The organism is Qaidamihabitans albus (genome assembly GCF_016464705.1).
Taxonomy (GTDB): Bacteria; Actinomycetota; Actinomycetes; order Mycobacteriales; family Pseudonocardiaceae; genus Qaidamihabitans; species Qaidamihabitans albus.
Map to the genome: position 1 here is coordinate 1 of NZ_JAEHOB010000032.1, position 25,298 is coordinate 25,298.

Here is a 25,298-nt window from a genome sequence, read left to right on the forward strand (position 1 = left end):
CACTGTCACCGATGTCCCCGAACTTCACAGCGAGTTCTAACTCTGCTGAACACTCACGACCCTGCTCAGCTCACCGGCTCGATGAGCTTCGCCCGTGCCTCGGGTGCGGCGACCCGGCGGGCGTCCGCGGCCGCGTCGTCCGGCTGCGACTGCGACTCCCGCTCGGCCTCGACCCTGGCCCGGTACACCTCCACCTCCCTGGCCCGCTCGTCGGCCGACCAGCCGAGGACCTCACCGACGAGCTCGCTGACCTGCTCGGCGCAGTCCACCCCGCGGTGCGGGTACTCGATCGAGATCCGGGTGCGCCGCGCCAGCACGTCCTCCAGGTGCAGCGCGCCTTCGTGGCTGGCCGCGTACACCGCCTCGACCCGCAGGTAGTCGGGGGCGTGCTCGAGCGGGCGCAGCAGGTCCGGGCGGCCGTCGGCGAGCGCGAGCACCTCGCGCACCAGCGAGCCGTAGCGGTCGAGCAGGTGCCGCACCCGGTAGGGATGCAGTCCGTGCGCCGTCGCGAGGTGATCGGCCTGGTTCACCAGGGCGTGATAGCCGTCGGCGCCGAGCAGCGGCACCTTGTCGGTGATCGAGGACTGTGCCCGGGTGGGCAGGTCGACGGCGGCGGCGTCCACGGCGTCGGCCGCCATCACCCGGTAGGTGGTGTACTTGCCGCCCGCGATCGCGACCAGGCCGGGTGCCACCCGCGCCACCGCGTGCTCGCGGGAGAGCTTCGAGGTCTCCTCGCTCTCACCGGCCAGCAGCGGGCGCAGGCCCGCGTAGACGCCCTCGATGTCGTCGTGGGTCAGCGGCGTCGCGAGCACCGAGTTCACCTGTTCGAGGATGTAGTCGATGTCGTGCCTGGTCGCCGCCGGATGCGCCAGGTCGAGATTCCAGTCGGTGTCCGTTGTGCCGAGCACCCAGTGGTTGCGCCACGGGATCACGAACAGGACGGACTTCTCCGTCCGCAGGATGAGGCCCGTCTCGGACACGATGCGGTCGCGGGGCACGACGATGTGCACCCCCTTGCTCGCGCGCACCCGGAACCGGCCGCGGCTGCCGGAGAGCCGTTGCAGCTCGTCGGTCCACACACCGGTGCAGTTGATCACCGCATTGGCCTGGACCTCCGTCTCCCGGCCGTCCTCGACGTCGCGCAACCGTACCCCGGAGACCCGGTCGGCCTCGCGGAGGAAATCCACCACCTGGGTGGACATCCGCACGACCGCTCCGTAGTGGGCGGCGGTGCGCGCCACGGTCATCGTGTGCCGGGCGTCGTCGGCCTGCGCGTCGAAGTACCGGATGCCGCCGATGAGGGCGTTCCGTTTGAGCGCGGGGACCGTGCGCAGGGCACCGGCCTTGGTGAGGTGCTTCTGCCCAGGCACCGAGCGCGCTCCGCCCATCGTGTCGTAGAGCAACAGCCCCGCCGCCGTGTACGGCCGCTCCCACAGCCGGTGGGTCAGCGGGTACAGGAAGCTCACCGGTTTCACCAGGTGCGGCGCGAGTGTCGTCAGCATCAGCTCGCGCTCCCGCAACGCCTCGCGGACCAGGCCGAACTCCAGCTGTTCGAGGTAGCGCAGGCCACCGTGGAAGAGCTTGCTCGACCGGCTGGACGTGCCCGACGCGAGGTCGCGCGCCTCCACCAGCGCGACGCGCAGGCCCCGGGTGGCGGCATCCAGCGCGGTACCGGCACCGACCACGCCCCCGCCGATGACCACCAGGTCGAAGGTCTCGTCGCCGAGCCGCTGCCAGGCGCTTTCCCTGGCGTCCGGGTCCAGCCGGGCCGGGCTCGTCCCCCCGGACTCACGTACGCGTCCAGTCACGGATGCTCCTCCTCGCGCCGGTGTCCTCCGCACCTGTTCAGCATGGCACGTCCGGCGCGACCCGCATCCCGTCCCCGGCTGGCGATTTACGACTCTCGGTCGCTGGAACGATCACCCGAATACAAGTAGCGTTCGGTTGCCGTGGGCCGGCGACGACGCCTCTGACACGCCGTGGCCTGTCCCGCGCGACACGGGGTGTCCAGTGTGGAGGGCAGAAGCATGGATGCGGGTCAGATTTTCATCTGGGAGATGCTCGGCACATCGGTGCTGGTGCTTCTCGGTACGGGCGTGGTCGCCAACCACGTACTGCGTAAGACGCTCGGAACCGGGGCCGGCTTCCTTTTCATCACGGTCGGCTGGGCCTTCGCGGTGTTCGCCGGCGCGAGCGTCGCCAACCCGACCGGCGCGCACATCAACCCGGCGGTCACGTTTGGACTTGCCATCTCCGGCCAGACGGACTGGGCCGACGTGCCGATCTACATGGCCGGCCAGATGGTCGGCGGCATCCTCGGTGCCGTGCTCTGCTGGGCGACCTACAAGCTGCAGTTCGACGATCACCCGGAGCCGGAGAACACGCTCGGCATCTTCTCCACGGGGCCGCAGATCCGGAACCGGACGTGGAACGTCGTCACCGAGGTCATCGGCACGTTCGTGCTGGTCGGCTGGATCCTGCTCAGCCCGGTCGCCCAGGCGGGGCCGGACGGCGTTCCCGAGTTCGGCAACTCCGCGCTCGGCTACGCCGGCGTCGCGTTCGTCGTCCTCGTGATCGGTACCTCGCTCGGTGGTCCCACCGGCTACGCGATCAACCCGGCGCGTGACCTCGGGCCCCGCATCGCGTACGCGTTCATCCTGCCGATCCGCGGCAAGGGCAGCGCGGACTGGGGGTACTCCTGGGTACCGGTCGTCGGCCCGCTGGTCGGCGGCGGGCTCGCCGCGCTGCTGTACCTCGCCCTTCCCACGCCTTGATTGGAGCAAGCATGACTTCCTACGTCGCCGCGATCGACCAGGGCACGACGTCGACGCGCACCATGATCTTCGACCACTCCGGCCGGGTCGTGGCCGCCGACCAGCGGGAGCACGAGCAGATCTTCCCGCAGGCCGGCTGGGTCGAGCACAACGCCGAGGAGATCTGGGCCAGCACACGGGCCACGGCCGCGGGCGCGCTCGCGAACGCGGACCTGCACGTCGACGACATCGCCGCCGTCGGCATCACCAACCAGCGCGAGACGACGCTGGTGTGGGACCGCAAGACCGGCAAGCCCGTCTACAACGCCATCGTCTGGCAGGACACCCGCACCGACCGGATCGCCAACGAACTCGGCGCGCTGGGCGGCGGGCAGGAGCGCTACCGCGAGAAGACCGGGCTGCCGCTGGCCACGTACTTCTCCGGGCCGAAGATCAAGTGGATCCTGGACAATGTGGACGGCGCGCGCGAGCGTGCGGAGGCCGGTGACCTGTTGTTCGGCAACATGGACACCTGGGTGTTGTGGAACATGACCGGCGGGCCGGACGGCGGCGTGCACGTCACCGACCCGACGAACGCGTCACGCACGCTGCTGATGGACCTCGGCACGCTGTCCTGGGACGCCGAGATCGCGGCCGACATGGGTATCCCGCTGTCGATGCTGCCGGAGATCCGGTCGTCGTCGGAGGAGTACGGCAAGGTGCGCGCGAAGGGCGCGCTGGGCGGCGTGCCGATCGCGGGCATCCTCGGCGACCAGCAGGCGGCGACGTTCGGTCAGGCGTGCCTGTCGCCTGGCGAGGCGAAGAACACCTACGGCACCGGCAACTTCGTGCTGCTCAACACGGGCACTGAGAAGGTGCTCTCGCAGAACGGCCTGCTCACCACGGTCTGCTACAAGATCGGCTCCCAGGACACGGTGTACGCCCTGGAGGGCGCGATCGCGGTCACCGGCTCGCTCGTCCAGTGGCTGCGCGACAACCTGCACATGATCGGCTCGGCTGCCGAGATCGAGGAGCACGCGCGCACGGTGGAGGACAACGGCGGCGCCTACTTCGTGCCCGCGTTCTCCGGCCTCTTCGCCCCGTACTGGCGCTCCGACGCACGCGGCGCCATCGTCGGCCTGACCCGGTTCGTCAACAAGGGCCACCTGGCCAGGGCCGTGCTGGAGGCGACGGCCTTCCAGAGCCGTGAGGTGATCGACGCCATGAACGCCGACTCCGGCGTGCCGCTGAAGTCGCTCAAGGTCGACGGCGGCATGGTGGTCAACGACCTGCTGATGCAGTTCCAGGCGGACATCCTCGGGGTGCCGGTGATCCGGCCGATGGTCAACGAGACCACCGCGCTCGGCGCCGCCTACGCCGCGGGCCTCGCCGTCGGCTTCTGGGAGAGCGAGGAGGACATCCGCAGCAACTGGGCCAAGGACAAGCAGTGGGACCCGTCGATGGACGAGACCCGGCGGGCGCGGGAGTACCACAACTGGAAGAAGGCCGTGACCAAGACCTTCGACTGGGTCGAGTCCGACTGAGCCGCCGCCGGAGCGGGGGAGCTTCACTCCCTCGCTCCGGCTCCGGGCGATCAGCCGCCGGTCGCCTCGTCGATCGAGACGAGCATCAGCGCGGCGCCCTGGTTGTCCGTGACCTGGGCGACCCGGCCGTACGGCGAGTCGGCGGGGGCTCGCAGGACATCGCCTCCCAGCTGCGTCACCTTGGCCACGGCCGCATCGGTGTCCACGACCCCGAAATAGGTCGACCAGTGCGCAGGCACCTCCGCGGGTACCTCGCCGGGCAGCCCGCCGACCCCGCCGACGACCTCACCGTTGATCTTGATCGTGGCGTAGCTGAACCCGCCCGCCGACATGTCGTCGAACTCGTAGCCGAACGCGTCACCGTAGAACGCCTTGGCCGTGTCGAAGTCACGGGTCATGCACTCGTTCCAGGCCATCGCGCCGGGCACGTTCGCGAGTGCCGCGCCGAAGTGCTCGCCGGCCTGCCACAGGCCGAACGCGGCGCCGGTCGGGTCGGCGGTGATCGCCATCTTCCCGGCCGCCAGCACGTCCATCGGCGGCATCATGATCTGGCCGCCGGCCGCGCCGACGGCGTCGACGGACTTGTCGATGTCCGAGGTCGCCAGGTAGGTCGTCCAGGCAGCGGGCATGCCGGCCTGGTCAGGTGGGATCCCGCCGATGCCGGCGACCGCTCTGCCGTCGATCGTGCACATCAGATAGTTGCCGGCCTCGTCGCCCTGGTCGGCGAAGGTCCAGCCGAACAGGGCACCGTAGAAGTCCATCGCCATCCGTGGGTCCGGCACCATCAGGTCGGCCCAGCACGGTGTGCCGTCCGGCCACGGTGAATCTCGGAAGGTCATGCTCGCGCTCCCAAAGCTCGATTTGGTGTGGTGGCCAGTCTCACACCGGGCACCGACAAAAGGGGGCGCGAACTTTTCAGTCCAGGTCGTCGTGCCGCATGAGCTGCCTGCCCGCCTCGGTGATCGAGCCGGACAGCGACGGGTAGACGGCGAAGGTGAGTGCGAGGTGCTCGACGGTGAGCTGGTTCTGCACGGCGAGCGCGATCGGCAGGATCAGCTCGCTCGCCGTCGGCGCCGACACCACGCCGCCGACCACCACACCGGTGGCGGGGCGGCAGAAGAGCTTCACGAAGCCCTGGCGCAGGCCCTCCATCTTCGCGCGGGCGTTGGTCGCCAGCGGCAGCATGATCGTGCGGGCCGGTACCTCCCCGGAGTCGATCGCCTGCTGGTTGATGCCGACCGTGGCGATCTCTGGATGGGTGAACACGTTCGCGGCCACCGTCTTGAGCTTGATCGGCGCGACGCCCTCGCCGAGCGCGTGCCACATCGCGATGCGGCCCTGCATGCTGGCGACCGAGGCGAGCATCAGCACGCCGGTGCAGTCGCCGGCCGCGTACACGCCCGGCGCGCTGGTGCGGGACACGCGGTCGACGCTGACGAAACCGCCGGGACCGGGCTCGATGCCGACGCGGTCGAGGCCGACGTCGGTGGTGTTGGGCACGGAACCGACCGTCATCAGCGCGTGGCTGGCCTCGATCTCCCTGCCGTCGGTGAGGTGGATCCGCACGCCCTTCTCGGTGCGCTCGACGCGGTCGGCGCGGGCGTGCTTGACGACCTCCGTGCCGCGCTGGGTGAAGACCTCCTCCAGGACCGCGGCGGCGTCGGCGTCCTCGTGCGGCAGCACCCGATCGCGGCTGGACACGACGGTGACCTTGACGCCCATCTCGGTGTAGGCCGAGGCGAACTCCGCACCGGTGACGCCGGAACCGATCACCGCGAGGTGCTCGGGCAGCTCGGGCAGCTCGTAGAGGTGCCGCCAGTCGAGGATGCGCTCGCCGTCGGGCACGGCGCCGGGCAGCACGCGGGGAGTCGCACCGGTGGCGATGAGCACCACGTCCGCGTCGATGACCTCGTCGACGCCCGGTCCGGTGACCCCGATCCGGTGGGTGGCCAGGCCCGGCTCCTCGTCCTGGAACCGCGCGGTGCCGGTGACGACGCGCACACCTTCTCGCTGTACGCGCGCCCGGATGTCGGCGGACTGCGCCAGCGCCAGGCCGCGCACGCGGCCGTGCACGGTCCGGATGTCGATCCGGCTGTCGTCCAGGTCGACGTTGATGCCCAGCTCACGAAAGCCGTGCAGGCTGGCGCGGGCGCCCGACGACGCGATGAAGGTCTTGGAGGGGACGCAGTCGTAAAGCACGCAGGCGCCACCGAGGCCGTCCCGCTCGACGACCGTGACGTCGGCTCCGTGTTGCGCCGCCACCAAGGCCGCCTCGTAGCCGGCCGGCCCGCCGCCCATGATCACGATCCTGGTCAACTGACTCCTCCTCCACACGGCACTGGACCCCACTCTAGGCAGGGACACGCCGAGTGCGTCCTTTCGGGTGAGCACATGGTCGCTAGGCTGTGGCCGTGCCCTTGTATGCCGCGTACGGGTCCAACATGGATCCCGAACAGATGACGGAGCGCGCCCCACACTCGCCGATGGCGGGAACCGGCTGGCTGGAAGGCTGGCGCCTGACGTTCGGCGGCGAGGACCTCGGCTGGGAGGGCGCGCTGGCCACGATCGTCGAGGACGCCACGTCACGGGTGTTCGTGGTGCTCTACGACGTCATACACCTGGACGAGTCGATGCTCGACCGCTGGGAGGGCGGCGAGCTGGGGTTGCACAACAAGATCCGCCTGCGCGTGCAGACCATGGAGGGCTCGGTGCTGGCGTGGCTGTACGTGCTGGACGCCTACGAGGGCGGCCTGCCGTCGGCCCGTTACCTGGGCGTGCTCGCCGATGCGGCCGAGGCCGCGGGCGCCCCCGCCGACTACGTCAACGACCTCCGCACGCGCCCCTGCCGGGGCATCGGCCCCTGACCGCCGTGTCCGCGCCCCGTGCACACGTGTCCGCGCCCCGTGCACACGTGTCCGCGCCATACGACGCAGGTTGACGTTCATCACACGCGGACACGGTCCCGGGGTGAGCGCTTCTGGAAAGCGGCACGTAGTTCCGCCAGCACCCGGGCCGGATCGCGCAGGTCATCCGCCCTGGCTCGCACCACTATCCAACCCCGCCCGGCCAACCGCTGGTCCCGTTCCGCGTCGTAGCCGGCGCGATCCTCGTGCGCCGCATAGCCGTCGTATTCGAGCGCGATACGCCGTTCCACCCAGGCGAGGTCGAGGACGTACAGCAGTCGGCCGTCGATCGTGTGAATCTCGTGCTGGACTGTCGGCAGAGGGAAGCCCGCCTCGACCACGATGAGCCGGAAGTAACTCTCCGGCGGAGAGTCGGCCTTACCGCTCGCGAGATCCGTCAACATGAATGCCCGGGAGACACCGCGCCGGTCATCGCGCGCGGCCAGCCGATCCCGAATCGAGGCGCGGAACGACTCCCGACGGGCGTCCGGCAAGCCCGAAAGCGCCTGATCGAGGCTGGCGAAGGCCACCCGTTTGTCACCATCACACAGGAAATCGGCAAGGGCTGCGTCTAGTGCGAAAACGGGCAGGCCGTCGAGATCCACGATGTCGGCGGACTCGAAACGGTTCTGATGCACGACGAGCCCCGGCCGCGACCGCGACGAACGCGAGTAGGGCACTGTGACGTGCACGTCCGCGGTACCGCCTGCGGCGTCACAACCGTGCAGGGCGATCGCCGTGGAACCGGACAATACGGAATGCCTGCCCACCGCGAGGACCGCCGCCGCCGCTCTCGTCCGGAGATCTAACGCGTCGGCGGAGCGAATGACAACGCCACGCCAGACCTGTTTCAGCAGGCCGCATTCCAACGCGGCCCGAAGCGACCGTTCGCCCATCGCGGCAGCGAGGTCCCGGCGCAGGATCGCGCCACGCAGATCCCCAACCCGTAGATCTCCAAGATCGGCCATGGAGCCATACTGCTGAGCTGCCGCATCGGCGGGAAACCCGCAGATCCACAGAATGTGGATAACTGCGGGTTCTGTGGATAACTCCTGGCGAGCCGTGTCCGCGCGTCGCGTACGCGTGCCCGCGCCGCCGGACGCGGACACGCGTACATGGAGCGCGGACACGTGCGCGCAGGGCGCGGACGCGCGGGGGTCAGGCCAGGGCGGCCAGTGCGGTGTGGACCATGACGCGGATGCCGGTGATCAAGGCCCGCTCGTCGAGCTCGAAGGTCGCCTGGTGCAGGTCGCGCTTGGCGCCTTCCCCCGGCCACACGCCGAGGCGCGCGAACGCACCCGGCACGTGCTCCAGGTACCAGCCGAAGTCCTCACCGCCCGACGACTGTTCGGTACCGGTCAGCGCATCGTCGCCGAGCGCCGCCTCGGCCCCCGCCCGCATCAGCATCGTGCTGTCCTCGTCGCTCACGACGGGCGGCACCCCACGCCGGTAGTTCAGGTCGTAGCCCGCGCCCGTCGGCGCGAGCAGCGACTCCACCGACGACGCGACGAGCGGTTCCAGCGCCGTCCACGTGTCATGGTCGGCGGTACGGAGCGTGCCGCGCAGCAACCCGTCCTGCGGCACCGCGTTCGCCGCCTCCCCGGCGTGCACCGCGCCCCAGACGAGGACCGTGCCCGAGCGCGGATCCACCCGCCGCGACAGCAGCGCGGGCAGCGAGGTGATCACCGTGCCGAGCGCGTGCACCAGGTCGGCCGTCAGATGCGGCCGCGACGTGTGCCCGCCCGGCGAGGTGAGCCGCAGCTCGACCAGGTCGGCCGCCGAGGTCAGCGCTCCGACACGGGTACCGACCTTGCCCACCGGCAGCCGCGGGTCGCAGTGCAGGCCGAAGATCCGGTCGACGCCGTCGAGCGCACCGGCCTCGATCGCGTCGAGCGCGCCACCAGGCATGACCTCCTCGGCCGGCTGGAAGATCAGCCGCACCCGCCCGGGCAGCTCCGGCGCCGTCGCGAGCGCGAGCCCGGTGGCCAGCAGAATGGTGGTGTGCGCGTCGTGGCCGCACGCGTGCGCGGCGCCGTCGACGGTCGACGAGTAGGGCAGCCCGGTCGCCTCGGTGAGCGGTAGCGCGTCCATGTCCGCCCGCAGCGCGACGCACGCCGGGCCGCTGCCGATGTCGCAGAGCACGCCGGTGCCGCCGGGCAGCACCCGCGGGCTGAGCCCCGCCGACCGCAGCAGCGTCATGACGAGCTCGGTCGTGGCGTACTCGCGGCGGGCCAGCTCCGGGTTGGCGTGGATGTGCCTGCGCCAGGCCACGACGTCGGCACCATGGGCCTGGAGCCACTCGTCGAGCCACGACGGTCCGCGGCCCGAGCCCAGATCCTGCACAGCAGCCATGCTGACGCCGGCTTCGGTGATCAGCGCGCCGGGAGACCCGGTCGTGGATGAGCCGTGCGGCTCGCCGGGGGTCTCCGGTCGCGAGTCGAGAATCGTCACGCCGCACCTCCGCGCGCACCCAGCGCAGCATGTGTCGCAACAACGATCTCTCGCTGGGTGATGATTGTCGTACGCATTTGTACCAGTGTTGCACCAAACAGGTGAAACGCGAGCCCGGATGTCCTAACGGCGAGACCGCCGGTAGTGGATCTGCGCTGAACGGCTACGCAGAGTTCGGTCTGGCTGTAGTGCGGCTCGGTCGCCGCGGCTACTTCTTGCCGGGCTTCCTCTTGTTCCGCGTCCGGCGGCCCCAGATGACGATGATGAGCAGCACCAGGGCCACGCCGCCGACGATGAGCTTGTTCTTCGTCTTGCGGGCGTCGGCCTCGGTCTGCGGGTCGAGCTCGGGCCCCGGCTCGGTGGTCGAGTCCTGGGCCAGCACCGGGGCGACGACCGCGGCCGGCTCCGCGGTGGCGGCCGGCGCGGGCACACCGAGGGCCAGCACACCGATGAGGAGGGCGAACACACCGACGATCAGCACGCGCACGTAGGTCAGTGTGCCTTGCCGCTCGCGGTGCACGTCACTCGCCACGCGGCGCGTCGCCGCCGAACGCACCCAGGATGCGCTCGGCGGCCAGCGTCGCGGTCAGTTCACCGTCGCGCACGGCCTGTTCGACCTCGGGCACGACCGCCCGCACCGCCGGGTGCTCGGCCAGCCGCGCGAGCAGCTGTTCCCGCACCATCGACCACGTCCAGTCGACCTGCTGCGCGCTGCGTTTCTCCGCCAGCCCGCCCGACTCGGCCAGTGTCTCGCGGTGCCGCCCGATCTGCTGCCACACCGTGTCCAGGCCGTTGCCGGTCAGCGCACTGCAGGTCAGCACCGGCGGCGTCCACGCAGCGTCCGGCCCGTAGATCATGCGCAGCGCCCCGGACAGCTCCCTGGCCGCCTTGCGGGCCTGCAGCTCGTACTCGCCGTCGGCCTTGTTCACGGCGATCACGTCGGCGAGTTCGAGCACGCCTTTCTTGATGCCCTGCAGCTGGTCGCCCGTGCGCGCCAGGGTGAGGAAGAGGAAGCAGTCGACCATGTTCGCCACGGCGACCTCGGACTGGCCGACGCCGACCGTCTCGACCAGCACGACGTCGTAGCCCGCCGCCTCCATCAGCACGATCGTCTCCCGCGTCGCCCGCGCGACACCACCCAGCGTGCCGGACGTCGGGGAGGGCCGGATGAACGCCGCCGGGTCCACCGCGAGCCGCGCCATGCGGGTCTTGTCGCCGAGGATGCTGCCGCCGGTCCGGGTCGACGATGGGTCCACCGCCAGCACGGCCACCCGGTGTCCTGCCCCCGTCAGGTTCGTGCCGAGCTGGTCGATGAATGTCGACTTACCGACTCCGGGTACGCCCGTGATGCCCACTCGGTGCGCCCCTCCGGAGTGCGGCAGCAGCTCGACCAGCAGCTCCTGCGCCCGCGCCCGGTGCTCGGGCCGGCTGGACTCCACGAGCGTGATGGCCTTCGACAGCGTCCCGCGGTCACCCGCGAGCACACCCTCGGCGTACGTGCCGACGTCGATCGGACGAGCCATCCAGGACCTACGAGTGCCGCACGTCGAGCTGGTCGAGCAGGCCGATCGCGGCGTCCGGGATCACCGTGCCCGGCCCGAAGATCGCCGCCGCACCCGCCTTGCGCAGGTCGTCGTAGTCCTGCGGCGGGATCACGCCGCCGCAGACGACCATGATGTCGTCGCGGCCCAGTTCGGTCAGCTCGGCCCGCAGGGCGGGCACCAGCGAGAGGTGGCCCGCGGCGAGCGAGGAGACGCCGACGATGTGCACGTCCGCCTCCACGGCCTGCCGCGCCACCTCGGCCGGGGTGGAGAACAGCGGCCCCACGTCGACGTCGAAGCCGAGGTCGGCGAACGCCGTCGCGATCACCTTCTGGCCGCGATCATGCCCGTCCTGCCCCATCTTGGCGACCAGGATCCGCGGCCTGCGGCCCTCCGCCTCGGCGAAGCGATCGACCCGTTCCCTGGCCGCCCGCACGTTCCCGGACTTGCCTGCCTCATCGCGGTACACGCCCGAGATGGTACGAATCTGCCCGGCGTGGCGGCCCCAGACCTGCTCCAGCGCATCCGAGATCTCCCCCACCGTGGCCTTCGCCCTTGCCGCGTCGATGGCGAGCGCCAGCAGGTTCCCGTCCGCCTCGGCGCCCGCGGTGAGCCTGCGCAGCGCGTCCCGGGTCGCGTCCTCGTCCCGCTCCTCCCGCAGCCTGCGCAGCTTCTCCAGCTGCTGGGCCCGGACGTCGGCATTGTCCACTTTGAGCACTTCTACGTGCTCCTCCTCGGCGGTCCGGTACTTGTTCACCCCGATCACCGGCTGCCGCCCCGAGTCGATCCGCGCCTGCGTGCGCGCGGCGGCCTCCTCGATACGCAGCTTGGGGATACCGGCGTCGATCGCGCGCGCCATCCCGCCTGCCGACTCGACCTCGCTGATGTGCGCCCACGCCTTGCGCGCAAGGTCGTAGGTGAGCCGCTCGACGAACGCGCTGCCGCCCCACGGGTCGATCACCCGGTTGGTACCGGACTCCTGTTGCAGTAGCAGTTGCGTGTTGCGGGCGATGCGCGCGGAGAAGTCGGTGGGCAGCGCCAGCGCCTCGTCGAGGGCGTTGGTGTGCAACGACTGCGTGTGGCCCTGGGTGGCCGCCATCGCCTCGACGCAGGTGCGCACCACGTTGTTGTAGACGTCCTGCGCGGTCAGCGACCAGCCGGAGGTCTGGCAGTGGGTGCGCAGCGAGAGCGACCTGTCGTTGCGCGGTGCGAACTGCTTGACCAGCTTCGCCCACAGCAGCCGGGCCGCCCGCATCTTGGCGACCTCCATGAAGAAGTTCATGCCGATCGCCCAGAAGAACGACAGCCGCGGCGCGAACGAGTCGATGTCGAGTCCGCCGTCGAGCCCGGCCCGGATGTACTCGACGCCGTCGGCGAGTGTGTAGGCGAGCTCCAGGTCGGCGGTCGCCCCGGCCTCCTGCATGTGGTAGCCGGAGATCGAGATCGAGTTGAACCGCGGCATGTGCTTGGAGGTGAACGTGAAGATGTCGGAGATGATCCGCATCGACGGCTGCGGCGGGTAGATGTAGGTGTTGCGGACCATGAACTCCTTGAGGATGTCGTTCTGGATGGTCCCGGCGAGCTGCTCCGGCTCGACCCCCTGCTCCTCGGCCGCGACGACGTAGAGCGCCAGCACCGGCAGCACCGCGCCGTTCATCGTCATCGACACGCTCATCCTGTCCAGCGGGATGCCGTCGAACAGCTGGCGCATGTCGTAGATGGAGTCGATGGCCACGCCGGCCATCCCGACATCGCCCGCCACGCGCGGATGGTCGGAGTCGTAGCCGCGGTGGGTGGCCAGGTCGAACGCCACCGAGAGCCCCTTCTGCCCGGCGGCGAGGTTGCGCCGGTAGAAGGCGTTGGACTCCTGCGCGGTGGAGAACCCGGCGTACTGGCGCACGGTCCACGGCTGGTTGACGTACATCGTCGGGTAGGGGCCGCGCAGGTACGGCGCGATACCCGGATAGGTGTTCAGGAAGTCCACATCGGACAGGTGGGCGGCCGTGTAGAGCGGCTCGATCCCGATGCCCTCCGGGGTCTCCCAGGTGAGCGCGTCGGCCCCCTTGCCGGTGCGCGCGTGCAGCGCGTCGGCCCAGCCGGCCTCGCCGCCGGACTCCGGCACGCCGAGCTCGACGTCGGTGAAGTCAGGGATGCTCATGGGTCGACTCCCAGCGTGTCGAGGGTGCCGGTCAGGACGGCGAGCGCGTCGCATCCGGCGTGCACGAAACCGGTGACACCCGCGTGGTCGGCGCGCTTTCCGGCGAGCAGCACGCTCACCGCGCCCGCCTCGCGCAACGCCGTCGCCACCTCGCCCGCCTGCTCGGCGTAGGCGGAGTCGGAGCCGCAGAGGCAGGCCACCGCCGTGCCGCTCTCCCGGAACGCCCGCACCAGGGCGTCCCGGTCGCCGGTCACGCCGGGATTCACCGGTTCGATCCCGCCCGCCTGGAACAGGTTCGCCGCGAACGTCGCGCGGGCGCTGTGCGCGGCGAGCGGTCCCAGCGTCGCGAGGAACACCCTCGGTCGCGTGCCGTGGGCGGCGAGGTGCGCGTCGGAGCGGTCGCGCAGCCGCTCGTACTCCTGCGCATAGCGCACCCGCGGCAGCCCGCCACCGTCCACAGGAGACGGTGCACGCTCCCGCTCGATGCGCTTCTCCTCCAGATCCGGGAACTCGCTGACGCCGGTGATCGGATCCTGCCGGGTGGCGATCCGCCGCGAGCGGGCCTGCCACGTATCGGCCAGCCGGCCGGCGAGGGCGCCGGAGCCGAGCTCTGCCTCGATCCCGCCGGCCCGCTCGATGGCGGTGAACTCGTCCCACGCGGCTCTGGCCAGCTCGTCGGTGAGGTTCTCCACGTACCAGGAGCCGCCCGCGGGGTCGAGCACGCCGGCCAGCTTCGACTCCTCAAGCAGGATCGCCTGCGTGTTGCGGGCGATCCGGCGCGAGAACGCGTCGGGAAGGCCGATGGCGGAGTCGAACGGCAGCACGGTCACCGCGTCGGCACCCCCGATGCCCGCCGCGAACGACGCCACCGTGGTGCGCAGCATGTTCACCCAGGGATCGCGGCGGGTGAGCATCGCGGGCGAGGTGACGGCGTGCTGGCGCATCCCGCGCGGCCGCGCGCCGGAGACCTCGGTGACGCGCGCCCAGAGCCGGCGCGCGGCGCGCAGCTTGGCGATCGTCAGGAACTGGTCGGCCGTGGCGGCGTAGCGGAACTCCAGCTGCGCGGCGGCGTCGTCGACGCCCAGCCCTGCCGCGGTGAGCGCGCGCAGGTACGCGACGCCTGCGGCGATCGAGGCGCCCAGCTCCTGCGTGTCCGAGCCGCCTGCCTCGTGGAACGGCAGCGCGTCCACCACGATCGTGCGCAGCCCCGGATACCGCTCGGCGACGCGGGCGGCCAGCGCGGCGGCCGGCGCCAGCTCGTGCGGCCTGCCGGTGCGGGCGCGCAGGCCGACCGGGTCGGCGCCGAGACCGCAGGTGACCTCGTTCGCGGGCACGCTCGTCTCGGCGAGCAGGGAGAGCAGTGCCTCCGCGGCCTGCTCGTACTGCTCGCCGGGGTCGAGCACGACGGGAGCGAGGTCGAGGCGCATCTCGTTCAGGGCGTCGGCCAGCGCGTCGACGGGCAGCGCGTCACCACCGACCCGCAGCCAGATCGACGTGACGCCGCCTTCGAGGTCGGCGAGCACGGCCCTGTTGGTGGCCGCCGGGTCCGTGGTGCGGTGCAGGGCACGGACGTCCCAGCCGCCGCGCACGTGGCCTTCCGGAGTCGCCCCCCGCACGAACGGCGGCAGCCCGGGGAAGCCGGCCGGGGGCGCGGGGTCGTCGGCCGTATAGAGCGGCTGGATCTCGATGCCGTCGTAGGTATGGCTGGTCAGCAGGCTCTCCGGGGCACCGGTGAAGCCCTCGGGCAGCGCGCCGGTCTTGCTCAGCACCCCCGCGACGAGCCGCTGCCACTGCTCACGGCCGGCCGGGCCGAACTCGGCGGCGAGCGCGAGCTCCCGCGGTTCGGCGGCCTCCGAGGACCCCGAGGACCCCCTCGCCCCAGCCACATCGTTCATGACAAACCATGTTAGGGCCCTGGCCGGACCCTGTGATGTGAGGCTAATCGCCATCAACTCCACCGGGCGGAGGCCGCCGCCGGGGCGGGTTCGACACAATGGAGCCCGTGTCCACCTCGTCCACCCCCGGCGCCGACGCGCGGCTCGTCGCGGCGCGCTACCGGCTGCGGTCGGTACTCGGCTCGGGGTCGATGGGCACCGTCTGGTCGGCCTACGACGAGTTCCTGCACCGGCCGGTCGCGGTGAAGGAGGTGCGGCTTCCGCCGGGCGTCACCGCGGCCAGGGCCGACGAGCTCCGCGAACGCACGCTGCGCGAGGCGAGGGCGATCGCCGTGCTCTCGCATCCGAACGTGATCATTCTGCACGACGTGGCGCTGGAGAACGGCGATCCGTACGTGGTGATGGAGCTGCTGCCCGCGCGCAGCCTGGCGGCCCTGCTGCGCGAGCACGGCAAGCTCACCGTGCCGCAGGCCGCCGCGATCGGCGACGCCGTGGCCGCCGCGCTGGAGGCCGCGCACGCCGCAGGCATCACCCACCGGGACGTCAAGCCGGGCAACGTGCTGGTGGCCGCGGACGGCCGGATCAAGCTCACCGACTTCGGCATCGCCCGCAACGTGTCCGAGGCGACGATGACCCGCACGGGGATGATGCTGGGCTCACCCGCCTACATCGCGCCGGAGGTGGCCTCGGGCGGCGCGGTCACCTACACGGCCGACCTGTGGGGCCTCGGCGCGACACTGTTCGCGGCGACGGCCGGACGGCCGCCGTACGACGTCGACGGCGATCCGCTGGAGACCGTCAACTCGGTCGTGCGTGGCGAGGTGCCGCAGCCGCCTGCCGGACCGCTGGCACCGCTGATCCGCGGGCTGATGGCGAAGGAACCCTCTGCGCGGATGGCGCTGCCCGAGGTGCGGCGCAGGCTCTACCCGCTGGCCGCGCAGCCACGGCACACGCTGTTCCCCTCCGAGCTGTTCGACGGCAGCGCCCCGGCCGGGCCGGAGGCGAGCGTGACCCGGGTGATCCCGCAGGTCACTCCCGAGCCGGAGGTGGAGGGCGCGCAACTCGCCGCCGACCCCGGTCCGCTGCCGTTCGGCGACGGCGGCGAGCAGAGCGCCGGTGAGCCGGACGGCAGGCGGCCGGAGCGCCGGGCGCGCAGCCTGACCCGCGGTCCCGCGCTCGTGCTCGCCGCGGTGCTGCTGTTCCTGGTCGCGGCGACGGGCGGCTTCGCCATCACCCGCCTGGTCGGTGGGGCGGCGCTGGCCCCACCGGAGCGGACGGAGCCGAGCGCGCCACCCGCGCCGACCCGGCAGCAGGAGCTGGTGACGCGGCAGGGCGATGCGACCAATGTCCGGGGCGCCAGGGGTGGGCTGTTCTCGGTGCAGGTGCCGCGGGACTGGACGCGGTTCGTCACCCAGCAGCCCGCGGAACGGCTGCCGACCAGCACGCTCGTCCAGTTCGTCTCCGCGGACGGCACGCAGGCGCTCGGGGTGCAGCGTTACGCGGACTTCTACCCCGGCTTCTCGCTCGACAGCTACGTCCGGGCCCTCGAGTCGTACTGGCCGCCTGGTGACTTCACGCTGGTCGAGTCGGAGCCGCTCACCGACGGCAGGGAGGGGCTCCTGCTGACGTTCCGGACGGCCGAGCGGGCCAGCGCGGTGGCGGACGCGGCACCGCGCCCGCCGGAACGGGCGATGAACCGGACCACGATCGCGCAGGTTTTCCGCAGCAGGTCGAGCCTGTGGGCGGTCAGCATCACCGTGCCGATCGAGCAGGAGCGGACCGGCCGGGGCGAGCTCTTCGACCGCATCGTGCCGACGTTCCAGACGACCGGCTGACGGTCCCGCGCGCACGCCACTTTTCCTGTGGACCTTCTCAGAATGGATAGTGTAGCTTCCCGTTATGGCTAGTAGAGCTATCCATAATGGGAGGCAGCGATGAGTACGCCGCTCGGCCGGGTCCGCAGCTGGCACCGGCCGATGACCTGGTTCGCCGGTGTGATGCTGGTCATGGCCGCCGTCTCGGCCGCGGGCCTCGCGCTCGACGACCGGGTTCTGCTCGGCGCGCCGATCTGGCTGAAACCGCTCAAGTTCGCGGTGTCCATCAGCCTGTACTGCATCACGTGGGCGTGGCTGACCTCGCTGCTGCGCAGGCACCGGCGCGTCGCGAGCGTGGTGTCCACCGCGATCGTGGTGCTGCTGGCCGTGGAGTACGCGGTCATCGTCGTCCAGGCGGTGCGCGGCAGGTCCAGCCACTTCAACGTCTCCACGGCACTCGACTCGACCCTGTTCACGATCATGGCGGTGTCGATCGCCGCGCTGTGGACGGGCACGCTCGTGCTCACCGTGCTCCTCGTGCGGACCCCGGTGGCGGACGCGGCCGGCCGATGGGCGATCCGGCTCGGCGCGCTGATCGCACTGGCCGGGCTGGCGCTTGGCGCACTGATGACCCGGCCCACATCGGCGCAGGTGGAGTCGATGGCGGACGGCACCTTCGAGGGCCTCGTGGGCGCGCACAGCGTGGGCGTGCCGGACGGCGGCCCCGGCATGGCGGTCACCGGCTGGAGCACGACCGGCGGCGACCTGCGCATCCCGCACTTCGTGGGCATGCACGCGCTACAGGCCCTGCCGCTGCTCGCGCTGCTGCTCGGCGCGCTCGCCACCCGGCTCCCGCGCCTTCGCAGCGGCGTGGTGCGGACCCGGCTGGTCCTCACCGCGGCCGCCGGATACGCCGGGCTGACCGGGCTGCTGACCTGGCAGGCGCTGCGCGGGCAACCGCTGACGGCACCCGACCCGGCGACCCTGCTGGCGTTCGGCCTGCTGGCCGGCGCGGTGGTGGTCGCCGCCGGCCTCTGCCTCGTCCGCACACCGGACGGGCCCCCGGAACACCTCGACGGCGACCGACCGAAGGCGGGTGCGCGATGAGCGCGGAGACACTGTTCGGCATCACCTTCTACCTGGCCGTGCCCTTCTGGGCGCTGATGATCCTCGCGCCCGGCTGGTCGTGGACGCGCCGGATCGTCTCCTCACCCTGGATCGCCGCACCGCCGCTCGCCGTCTACACGGTGCTGGCGCTGCGCGAGCTCGGACGGCTGTGGACGGTCGTGAGCGATCCCGCCCTCGGCGCTCTGCGGGACTTACTCGGCAGCCCGGTCGGCGCGGCCGCCATCTGGGCACACCTGATCGCCTTCGACCTGTTCGTCGGCCGCTGGATCTACCTGGACGCCAGGGAACGCGGAGTCCACCACGCGCTGCTGGCGCCGGTCCTCGTCCTGACGATCCTGCTCTCCCCTTTCGGCCTGCTGGCCTACCTGCTGGTGCGCGCGGCCCGCCGCCGCACGGCCACCCCTAGGCTGCACGGCTGTGAGTGACGACATGGACCAGCAGCCCAGTGACCTCGCCGCCACCGCGGCCGCCGCACTCGCCGAGCGCACCGGCGCGGAGCGGCACGACATCGCCGTGGTGCTGGGATCGGGGTGGCGGCCCGCCGCCGACGTCATCGGCGCTCCCGACGCCGAGGTTCCGCTCGGGGAGCTGCCCGGGTTCGAGACGCCGAGCGCGGTCGGTCACGGCAGCACCGCGCGCTCGCTCACGGTCGGCGGCAAGCGCGTGCTCGTGCTGCTCGGCCGTACTCATCTGTACGAGGGCAAGGGCGTCGCCAGGGTGGTGCACGCCGTGCGGACGGCCGCCGCGGCCGGGGTGCGCACGGTGCTGCTGACCAACGCGGCGGGCGGGCTGCGCGAGGGCTTCCGGGTGGGCCAGCCGGTGATCGTCTCCGACCACCTCAACATGACTGCCACCTCGCCGATCACCGGCGCGAACTTCGTGGACCTGGTCGACCTGTACTCCGGCAGGCTGCGCGAGGTCGCCAGGGAGATCGACCCGGCGCTGGCCGAGGGGATCTACGCGGGGCTGCCCGGCCCGCACTTCGAGACGCCGGCCGAGATCCGGATGCTGCGCACGCTGGGCGCGGATCTGGTCGGCATGTCGACCGTGCTGGAGGCGATCGCGGCCCGCGCCGCCGGGGCCGAGGTCTTCGGGCTCTCGCTCGTCACGAACCTGGCCGCCGGGATGACCGGCGAGCCGTTGAACCACGAAGAGGTGCTTGCGGCAGGGCGGGCCGCCGCCGAACGAATGGGTGGTCTGCTGCGTGAGCTCGTCGAGCGCTCCTGACGGCGTTCACTTGCCGGTCGGCTGGCTTGTGGTGATCGGCACGTCGGTGATCTCGCGGCTCGGCATTGGGGTCCTCTCCACAAGCGGATGTGGAACCAACCTGTCGGAACCGTTGGCAACCCGACAATAGCCCGATCGAGTAATTCGGCGTTTCGGCCGCTGACTATGCGCGACCCGCCAGGTCAGGGCACTGATCCGGGCAGCCCGAACAGCGCGAGGTGTTCGGCGCCGAGGAACGAGGTGATCTCGGCGATCCGCTCGCCGCGCAGGGTCAGTACGTTGATCGACCACCCGGCGTACGGGCCGGCACCGTCTGTGCGGCGGTAGCTGGCCACGGCGGGCTGCCCGTTGGCACTCGTCGGCAGGTGCCGCCAGCTTCCGCAGCCGGTCAGCGGGACCCGCACGGCGAAGTCGGTGACGGCGTCCAGGCCGCGGTACCAGTGCGCCAGCGGCGGCATCGACCACGTGACGTCCTCGGTCAGCAGGGCGACGAGGGCCTCGGCGTCGCCCCGTTCCAGCGCGGCCGAGTAGCCGGCGACGATCTTCCGCAGCCGGGCGTCGTCGATCTCCCGCAGCGTGCGCTGCTGGGTGGCGGCGGGGATCTTGTCGGCGACGATCCGGCGGGCTCGTTGCAGGGCGCTGTTCACCGACGCGGTGCTGGTGTCCATCATGGTGGCGATCTCGGCCGCGGAGTAGCCGAGGACCTCGAAGAGCAGCAGCGCCGCCCGCTGGTTGCCAGGCAGGTGCTGCAGGGCGGCGACGAACGCGAGCTCGACGGCCTCGCGCTGCTCGTAGCGCGCGTTCGGACCCGCCGGGCCGTCGGCGAGGCCCGCGTCGGGGTAGGGGCCGAGCCAGGCCACGTCGTTCACCGGCGCGTCGCCGATCACCGCGCGCGGGCTGGAGGGCCCGAGGTCGACCGGCAGTGCCCGCCTGCGGCGGTGCTCGGCGGCGTCCAGGCAGGTGCGGGTGGCCACCGAGTACAGCCACGAGCGCAGCGAGCTGCGTCCCTCGAACCGCGCGAGCCCCCGCCACGCCCGCAGCAGGGCGTCCTGCAGGGCGTCGTCGGCGTCGTGGGGCGAGCCCAGCATGCGGTAGCAGTGGGCGTGCAGCTCCCGGCGCAGTGGCTGAACCAGGCGGGCGAAGGCCGCGTCGTCGCCGTCGCGGGCCCCGGCCAGGTCGGGGTCCTCGGCGCTCGCCGCCACGGGGCCTGCGCGCGGCGCGGATATCTCGGTCACGAGCGACGATTATGCCGCACGAGAGGTGCCCTCGTGCCTGCTCGAGCCCCGGAGCGGGCGCTGACGCGCGGGCTTGACAACATGGGCGCGGTGACGGAACCGCCGCGGAAGCTCTCACCCCACCTGCGGGACAGGGCGTTTCGCTGGATCGCCGACGACGTCGACGCCGACAGCCGCGCGGAGCTGCAGGGGGTGCTCGCGCGGGCGCTGGGCGGGGACGGCCATGCCGTGGCCGACCTCGCCGACCGCATGGCCGGGCCGCTGGAGTTCGGCACCGCGGGCCTGCGGGGCCCCGTGCGCGCGGGGCCGAACGGCATGAACACGGCGGTTGTGGTGCGCACGACCGCGGGCGTGGCGTCGTGGCTGGCGAGGAACGCGGGCGCCGGCCCTGTCGTACTCGGCCGGGATGCGCGGCACGGCTCGGCGGCGTTCGTGTCGGCGGCGGCCGAGGTGCTCGCCGCCGCGGGCTTCGACGTGCAAATGCTGCCGCGGCCGCTGCCGACGCCGGTGCTGGCCTTCGCGGTGCGCCACCTCGGCGCCGTGGCGGGCATCCAGATCACCGCGTCGCACAACCCGCCCGCCGACAACGGCTACAAGCTCTACGACGGCGGCGGCGCGCAGATCGTGCCCCCGGCGGATCAGGAGATCGAGGCGGCGATCCGCGAAGCTCCGGCCGCGGTCTCGGTGCCGAGGGCGCCTGGTGCGGGCACGCTCGGGGAGGACCCGGTCGATGCCTACCTGGCCAGGGTGGCGGCGCTGCCCCGCGGCCCGGCCCGCGAGCTGCGGGTGGCCGCGACGGCGCTGCACGGGGTGGGCGCCGAGACGCTCGGCCTGGCCCTGCGCCGTGCCGGCTTCGCGGAACCGGCGCAGGTGGCCGCGCAGTCGGCACCCGATCCGGACTTCCCGACCGTGCCGTTCCCGAACCCGGAAGAGCCGGGCGCCACCGACCTGCTGCTCGACCTCGCCGCCGAGACCGGCGCCGATCTGGCGATCGCCCTCGACCCGGACGCGGACCGCTGCGCGCTCGGCGCCCGCGAGCGCGACGGCGGCTGGCGCATGTTGCGCGGCGACGAGACCGGCGTGCTGCTCGGTGCACATGTGCTGTCCACTGTCGACGATCCTGATCCGTTGGTGGCCACCACGATCGTCTCGTCCTCGATGCTCGGAAAGGTCGCCGCCGCACGCGGCGCGCGGTACGCGGAGACGCTGACCGGGTTCAAGTGGCTGGTCCGGGCGGGCGAGGGGCTGGTGTACGCCTACGAGGAGGCGCTCGGCCTCTGCGTGGACCCGGAGTCGGTGCGGGACAAGGACGGCATCGCGGCCGCCGTACTGGCGTGCGACCTGGCGGCGACGTGCAGGACCGAGGGGCGGACGCTGTTCGATCTGCTGGACGAGCTCACCGTGCGGCACGGCGTGCACCTGACCGACCAGGTGTCGTTGCGGATGACGGACCTGGCCGAGCGCGCGCGGCTGATGGCGTCGCTGCGCGCACAGCCGCCCACGGCACTGGCCGGCACTCACGTGACGGCGGAGGACCTGTCGCCGGACGCCGACGTGCTGCGCCTGTGGGGCGAGGGGCTGCGGGTGGTGCTGCGGCCGTCCGGCACGGAACCGAAGCTGAAGGCGTACCTGGAGGTGACGGCCCCCGTGCCGGGCCCCGGTGAGCTCGCCGCGACCCGCCGCGCGGCGGGTAGCCGCCTCGCCGCGCTCCGCGAGGACGTCGACCGCCTCCTCTGAGCTGTCCGAGCGGGTTGCGGCTCGCGGGCGCCGCGTGCACGCTGACGCACTGTGCCTACCTTGCTGATCGTGCACCACACACCGTCGCCGCACCTGCAGTCGATGTTCGAGGCGGCGGTGTCCGGGGCCACGGACCCGGAGATCACCGGCGTCGACGTCGTGCGCAGGCCCGCGCTGTCGGCGACGGCACCGGACGTACTGGACGCCGACGGCTACCTGCTTGGCACGCCCGCGAACCTCGGGTACATGTCCGGTGCGCTCAAGCACTTCTTCGACACCGTTTACTACCCGTGCCTGGACGCGACGCGCAGACGCCCGTTCGGCTTCTACCTCCACGGCAACGAGGGCATCGAGGGTGCGCAACGGGCGATCGAGGCCGTCACCACGGGAATGGGCTGGGAGCAGGCCGCCGCACCCGTCGTCGTGCTCGGCGAGCCCGGAAAGGACGACCTCGCATCGTGCTGGGAGCTCGGCGCGACACTGGCCGCGGGGCTGATGGAGGAGCCGTAGCACCGAACGGGACAAGTGTCGCATCACGCGCGGAACGCGGGGCCTACGATTCCCGCATGGTCATTCGCCGATTCCTCCTCGGAGCACTCGCGCTCACGGCCGCCCTCGCCGGTGGCTGCACGTCCGACGACGCTCCGAGCGAGCCATTGCCAGGTGGTCCCGTGCTGATCCGGGACGCGGCCGCCGGCACGAGCGAGATCACCAGCACGCACTTCACCCTGCAGGTGAACGGAGCGGTGCCCGGCCTCAGCGTGCGCAGCCTCGACGGTGACCTGACCCGGGAGGGCGAGGCGCAGGGCACCGGCACGATCGAGCAGGCCGGTCAGCTCGTCGAGATCGAGTTCGTCCTGACCGGCGACGTTCTCCACCTCAAGGGCCCCACCGGCGGCTTCCAGCAGATCCCCGCGGCGCTCAGCTCGTCGGTGTACGACCCGTCCGCGGTGCTCGACCCCGAGCGCGGGGTGGCGAACCTGCTGTCCGGCATGCGGGACCCGGTGACCCGGGCCAGGGAGGACGTCGGCGGCACCCCGGCGTACAAGGTGACCGGCACGGTTCCGCGGGAGGTGCTCTCCGGCGTGCTGCCGGGTGTCGAGTCCGGCGCGGACCTGACCGTCTGGCTCCGGGAGGACGGCGGCCACCTGCCGCTCAAGGCTTCCGCAGCCTTCCCCGACGACGCCACGGTGGACGTCACGTTGTCCGATGTGGACAAGCCGGTCACCGTGACGCCACCGGCGTGACCGCGTTGCAGACACCCCGGCGCGGGCGGTCGCTGGCCATCGGCGCGGGCGGGCTCGCGGTGCTGCTCGGAGCCCTCGACACCTACGTCGTCATCGGCCTGCTCCGCCAGATCATCGACGACCTGCGGATTCCGGTGAACCGGCTCGAGCAGGTCACCCCGATCGTCACCGGGTACCTGCTCGGCTACGTCGCCGCGATGCCGCTGCTCGGGCAGGCCTCGGACCGGTTCGGCCGCCGGGTGCTGCTGCAGGTCTGCCTCGCCGCCTTCATCGCCGGCTCGGTCGTCACGGCAGGCGCGGACGCCGTACCGGTGCTGGTCGCCGGGCGGCTGGTGCTGGGCATCGCGGGTGGCGCGCTGCTGCCGGTGACGATGGCGCTCGCCGCCGACCTGTGGGCGGAGCGCAGGCGGGCCACCGTACTCGGCGCCGTCGGCGCGGCGCAGGAGCTCGGCAGCGTGCTCGGACCGGTGTACGGGATCGCGCTCGGCGCCCTCGCCGGCTGGCGCGGGGTGTTCTGGATCAACGTGCCGCTGGCGTTGCTGGCGTTGGTCGCCGTGCACTTCTCCGTGCCGGGCGGCAGGCCGGCGGATCGGGCGAAGGTCGATGTGACGGGCGGCGGCCTGCTCGCCCTCGCTCTCGGGCTGGCCGTCGTCGGCCTGTACAACCCGAACCCGCGCGAGCAGGTGTTGCCGAGCTGGGGCTTGCCGTTCCTGATCGGTGCGGCGGTGGCGGCCGCGCTGTTCCTCCTGTGGGAGTCGCGGGCCCGGACCCGGCTCGTCGATCCTGCGCGGATCGCCCTGCGGCCGTTCCTCGCAGCGCTCGGTGCGAGCGTCGCGGCGGGGGCCGCGCTGATGGTGACGCTGGTCGACGTCGACCTGTTCGCGCAGACATTGCTGGGCAGGGACGACCAGGGCAGCGTCGAGTTGCTGCTCAGGTTCCTCGTCGCGCTGCCGGTCGGCGCGGTTGTCGGCGGGCTGCTCGCCAGCCGGGTCGGCGAACGCTGGGTCGCGTTCGCCGGCATGCTGCTGGCCGCGTGTGGCTTCCTGCTGATGTCGGCCTGGCCGATCGAGGTGCTGTCCGTACCGCACGATCTGGGGCCGGTGGCCCTGCCCCGGCTGGACACCGACCTCGCGATCGTCGGCCTCGGGCTGGGGCTGGTGATCGCCCCGCTGTCCGCCGCCGTGCTCCGGGTCGTCCCGGCCGCTCAGCACGGCATCGCCTCCGCCGGGGTGGTCGTGGCCAGGATGACGGGCATGCTCGTCGGAATCGCGGCGCTGTCGGCGTGGGGTCTGCACCGTTTCCACAGCACGACCGCGACGTTGGACGTGCCGATCCGGGTGCTGCTGCCGTCCGATGCGGCATACGAGCAGGCACTGGCGGAGTACACCGAGGCGGTGCGGCAGGCGTTGCTGACGCAGTACACCGAGATCTTCGTGATCACCTCGGCCGTGTGTACCGCGGGTGCGATCCTGGCTCTGCTCATCGGCGGCGACCGCCGCCCTGCCGCCTGAAAAAGGCACGCAAACGAAAAGGGGTGCGCGGCCGGTCCGGCCGCGCACCCCTTCTCTCGGAGAAAGTGCGCAAAGAAAAGAGGGGCCCCGGCTCGGGGCCCCTCTTCTCCAATTTTGTGTACGGCGGTGTCCTACTCTCCCACACCCCTTCGGG

The 25,298-nt window shown here is 71.8% G+C and carries 21 protein-coding genes; 11 read left to right on the forward strand and 10 right to left on the reverse strand.

Annotated features, from left to right (window positions below; genetic code table 11):
- Nucleotides 1-65 precede the first annotated feature (65 nt).
- Complete coding sequence (locus JAP66_RS31120) at nt 66-1,808, reverse strand: glycerol-3-phosphate dehydrogenase/oxidase (RefSeq protein ID WP_307849795.1); 1,743 nt, start codon at nt 1,806-1,808, stop codon at nt 66-68.
- A gap of 219 nt (nt 1,809-2,027) precedes the next feature.
- Here JAP66_RS31120 and JAP66_RS31125 point away from each other — a divergent pair, with 219 nt between their 5' ends.
- Both JAP66_RS31125 and glpK read left to right on the forward strand, forming a co-directional pair.
- Nucleotides 2,028-2,774, forward strand: coding sequence for an MIP/aquaporin family protein (locus JAP66_RS31125; RefSeq protein WP_199435457.1), 747 nt, complete (start codon nt 2,028-2,030; stop codon nt 2,772-2,774).
- 11 nt (nt 2,775-2,785) lie between these two features.
- Nucleotides 2,786-4,297 carry a glycerol kinase GlpK gene (glpK, locus tag JAP66_RS31130; RefSeq protein ID WP_199435458.1) on the forward strand — a complete coding sequence of 504 codons (1,512 nt, stop codon included), beginning with the start codon at nt 2,786-2,788 and terminating at the stop codon, nt 4,295-4,297.
- 50 nt (nt 4,298-4,347) lie between these two features.
- Here the strand turns inward: glpK and JAP66_RS31135 are convergent, their stop codons facing one another.
- Complete coding sequence (locus JAP66_RS31135; RefSeq protein ID WP_199435459.1) at nt 4,348-5,136, reverse strand: VOC family protein; 789 nt, start codon at nt 5,134-5,136, stop codon at nt 4,348-4,350.
- 76 nt (nt 5,137-5,212) lie between these two features.
- The gene (locus JAP66_RS31140) at nt 5,213-6,613 is read right to left on the reverse strand and encodes an NAD(P)H-quinone dehydrogenase (protein ID WP_199435460.1); all 1,401 of its coding nucleotides are present in this window, start codon (nt 6,611-6,613) and stop codon (nt 5,213-5,215) included.
- A gap of 95 nt (nt 6,614-6,708) precedes the next feature.
- On the opposite strand from JAP66_RS31140, the gene JAP66_RS31145 reads away from it, so the two are divergent.
- Nucleotides 6,709-7,161: a gamma-glutamylcyclotransferase gene (locus tag JAP66_RS31145; RefSeq protein ID WP_199435461.1), complete on the forward strand. Its 453-nt coding sequence runs from the start codon at nt 6,709-6,711 to the stop codon at nt 7,159-7,161.
- An 80-nt stretch (nt 7,162-7,241) separates the two neighbouring features.
- Here the strand turns inward: JAP66_RS31145 and JAP66_RS31150 are convergent, their stop codons facing one another.
- The 6 genes from JAP66_RS31150 to JAP66_RS31175 form a co-directional block, all read right to left on the reverse strand.
- A complete protein-coding gene (locus JAP66_RS31150) occupies nt 7,242-8,096 on the reverse strand; it encodes an endonuclease domain-containing protein (RefSeq protein WP_199435473.1) in 855 nt (284 codons plus the stop codon).
- 262 nt (nt 8,097-8,358) lie between these two features.
- A complete protein-coding gene (locus JAP66_RS31155; protein ID WP_199435462.1) occupies nt 8,359-9,651 on the reverse strand; it encodes a M20 family metallopeptidase in 1,293 nt (430 codons plus the stop codon).
- Nucleotides 9,652-9,859: 208 nt separating this feature from the next.
- Complete coding sequence (locus JAP66_RS31160) at nt 9,860-10,183, reverse strand: hypothetical protein (RefSeq protein WP_307849796.1); 324 nt, start codon at nt 10,181-10,183, stop codon at nt 9,860-9,862.
- Nucleotides 10,173-11,174 (reverse strand): methylmalonyl Co-A mutase-associated GTPase MeaB, encoded by a 1,002-nt coding sequence (meaB, locus tag JAP66_RS31165; protein ID WP_199435463.1) that lies wholly within the window; start codon nt 11,172-11,174, stop codon nt 10,173-10,175. Before meaB ends, JAP66_RS31160 begins: the two co-directional genes overlap by 11 nt.
- A gap of 7 nt (nt 11,175-11,181) precedes the next feature.
- Nucleotides 11,182-13,350, reverse strand: coding sequence for a methylmalonyl-CoA mutase (scpA, locus tag JAP66_RS31170; RefSeq protein ID WP_199435464.1), 2,169 nt, complete (start codon nt 13,348-13,350; stop codon nt 11,182-11,184).
- Nucleotides 13,347-15,245, reverse strand: a complete 1,899-nt coding sequence (locus JAP66_RS31175) for a methylmalonyl-CoA mutase family protein (protein WP_235999792.1) — start codon at nt 15,243-15,245, stop codon at nt 13,347-13,349. Before JAP66_RS31175 ends, scpA begins: the two co-directional genes overlap by 4 nt.
- A 98-nt stretch (nt 15,246-15,343) precedes the next feature.
- Here JAP66_RS31175 and JAP66_RS31180 point away from each other — a divergent pair, with 98 nt between their 5' ends.
- The 4 genes from JAP66_RS31180 (at nt 15,344) to JAP66_RS31195 (ending at nt 19,414) form a co-directional block, all read left to right on the forward strand.
- Nucleotides 15,344-17,080, forward strand: a complete 1,737-nt coding sequence (locus JAP66_RS31180; RefSeq protein ID WP_199435466.1) for a serine/threonine-protein kinase — start codon at nt 15,344-15,346, stop codon at nt 17,078-17,080.
- 99 nt (nt 17,081-17,179) lie between these two features.
- Nucleotides 17,180-18,166: a hypothetical protein gene (locus JAP66_RS31185; protein ID WP_199435467.1), complete on the forward strand. Its 987-nt coding sequence runs from the start codon at nt 17,180-17,182 to the stop codon at nt 18,164-18,166.
- Entirely contained in the window at nt 18,163-18,612 is a 450-nt protein-coding gene (locus JAP66_RS31190) for an ABA4-like family protein (RefSeq protein WP_199435468.1), read from the forward strand. Before JAP66_RS31185 ends, JAP66_RS31190 begins: the two co-directional genes overlap by 4 nt.
- A gap of 4 nt (nt 18,613-18,616) precedes the next feature.
- On the forward strand, nt 18,617-19,414 hold the full coding sequence (locus tag JAP66_RS31195; RefSeq protein ID WP_199435475.1) for a purine-nucleoside phosphorylase: 798 nt from the start codon (nt 18,617-18,619) through the stop codon (nt 19,412-19,414).
- 182 nt (nt 19,415-19,596) lie between these two features.
- On the opposite strand, the gene JAP66_RS31200 is transcribed toward JAP66_RS31195, so the two are convergent.
- Nucleotides 19,597-20,649, reverse strand: coding sequence for a sigma-70 family RNA polymerase sigma factor (locus JAP66_RS31200; protein WP_372449029.1), 1,053 nt, complete (start codon nt 20,647-20,649; stop codon nt 19,597-19,599).
- Nucleotides 20,650-20,730: 81 nt separating this feature from the next.
- Here JAP66_RS31200 and JAP66_RS31205 point away from each other — a divergent pair, with 81 nt between their 5' ends.
- The 4 genes from JAP66_RS31205 to JAP66_RS31220 are packed head-to-tail and all read left to right on the forward strand — an operon-like array spanning nt 20,731 to nt 25,144.
- Nucleotides 20,731-22,386: a phospho-sugar mutase gene (locus tag JAP66_RS31205; protein WP_199435477.1), complete on the forward strand. Its 1,656-nt coding sequence runs from the start codon at nt 20,731-20,733 to the stop codon at nt 22,384-22,386.
- A gap of 51 nt (nt 22,387-22,437) precedes the next feature.
- Nucleotides 22,438-22,896 (forward strand): flavodoxin family protein, encoded by a 459-nt coding sequence (locus JAP66_RS31210; RefSeq protein ID WP_199435469.1) that lies wholly within the window; start codon nt 22,438-22,440, stop codon nt 22,894-22,896.
- A gap of 56 nt (nt 22,897-22,952) precedes the next feature.
- Nucleotides 22,953-23,633: an LppX_LprAFG lipoprotein gene (locus JAP66_RS31215; RefSeq protein ID WP_199435470.1), complete on the forward strand. Its 681-nt coding sequence runs from the start codon at nt 22,953-22,955 to the stop codon at nt 23,631-23,633.
- On the forward strand, nt 23,630-25,144 hold the full coding sequence (locus tag JAP66_RS31220) for an MFS transporter (RefSeq protein ID WP_199435471.1): 1,515 nt from the start codon (nt 23,630-23,632) through the stop codon (nt 25,142-25,144). Before JAP66_RS31215 ends, JAP66_RS31220 begins: the two co-directional genes overlap by 4 nt.
- Nucleotides 25,145-25,298 lie beyond the last annotated feature (154 nt).

Bases quoted from the DNA above. Each gene is read 5' to 3' on its own strand.
- JAP66_RS31125 (WP_199435457.1), top strand. From the start codon at position 2,028: ATGGATGCGGGTCAGATTTTCATCTGGGAGATGCTCGGCACATCGGTG.
- glpK (WP_199435458.1), top strand. From the start codon at position 2,786: ATGACTTCCTACGTCGCCGCGATCGACCAGGGCACGACGTCGACGCGC.
- JAP66_RS31135 (WP_199435459.1), bottom strand. From the start codon at position 5,136: ATGACCTTCCGAGATTCACCGTGGCCGGACGGCACACCGTGCTGGGCC.
- JAP66_RS31150 (WP_199435473.1), bottom strand. From the start codon at position 8,096: ATGGGCGAACGGTCGCTTCGGGCCGCGTTGGAATGCGGCCTGCTGAAA.
- meaB (WP_199435463.1), bottom strand. From the start codon at position 11,174: ATGGCTCGTCCGATCGACGTCGGCACGTACGCCGAGGGTGTGCTCGCG.
- scpA (WP_199435464.1), bottom strand. From the start codon at position 13,350: ATGAGCATCCCTGACTTCACCGACGTCGAGCTCGGCGTGCCGGAGTCC.
- JAP66_RS31175 (WP_235999792.1), bottom strand. From the start codon at position 15,245: ATGAACGATGTGGCTGGGGCGAGGGGGTCCTCGGGGTCCTCGGAGGCC.
- JAP66_RS31180 (WP_199435466.1), top strand. From the start codon at position 15,344: ATGGAGCCCGTGTCCACCTCGTCCACCCCCGGCGCCGACGCGCGGCTC.
- JAP66_RS31185 (WP_199435467.1), top strand. From the start codon at position 17,180: ATGAGTACGCCGCTCGGCCGGGTCCGCAGCTGGCACCGGCCGATGACC.
- JAP66_RS31190 (WP_199435468.1), top strand. From the start codon at position 18,163: ATGAGCGCGGAGACACTGTTCGGCATCACCTTCTACCTGGCCGTGCCC.
- JAP66_RS31195 (WP_199435475.1), top strand. From the start codon at position 18,617: ATGGACCAGCAGCCCAGTGACCTCGCCGCCACCGCGGCCGCCGCACTC.
- JAP66_RS31205 (WP_199435477.1), top strand. From the start codon at position 20,731: ATGGGCGCGGTGACGGAACCGCCGCGGAAGCTCTCACCCCACCTGCGG.
- JAP66_RS31215 (WP_199435470.1), top strand. From the start codon at position 22,953: ATGGTCATTCGCCGATTCCTCCTCGGAGCACTCGCGCTCACGGCCGCC.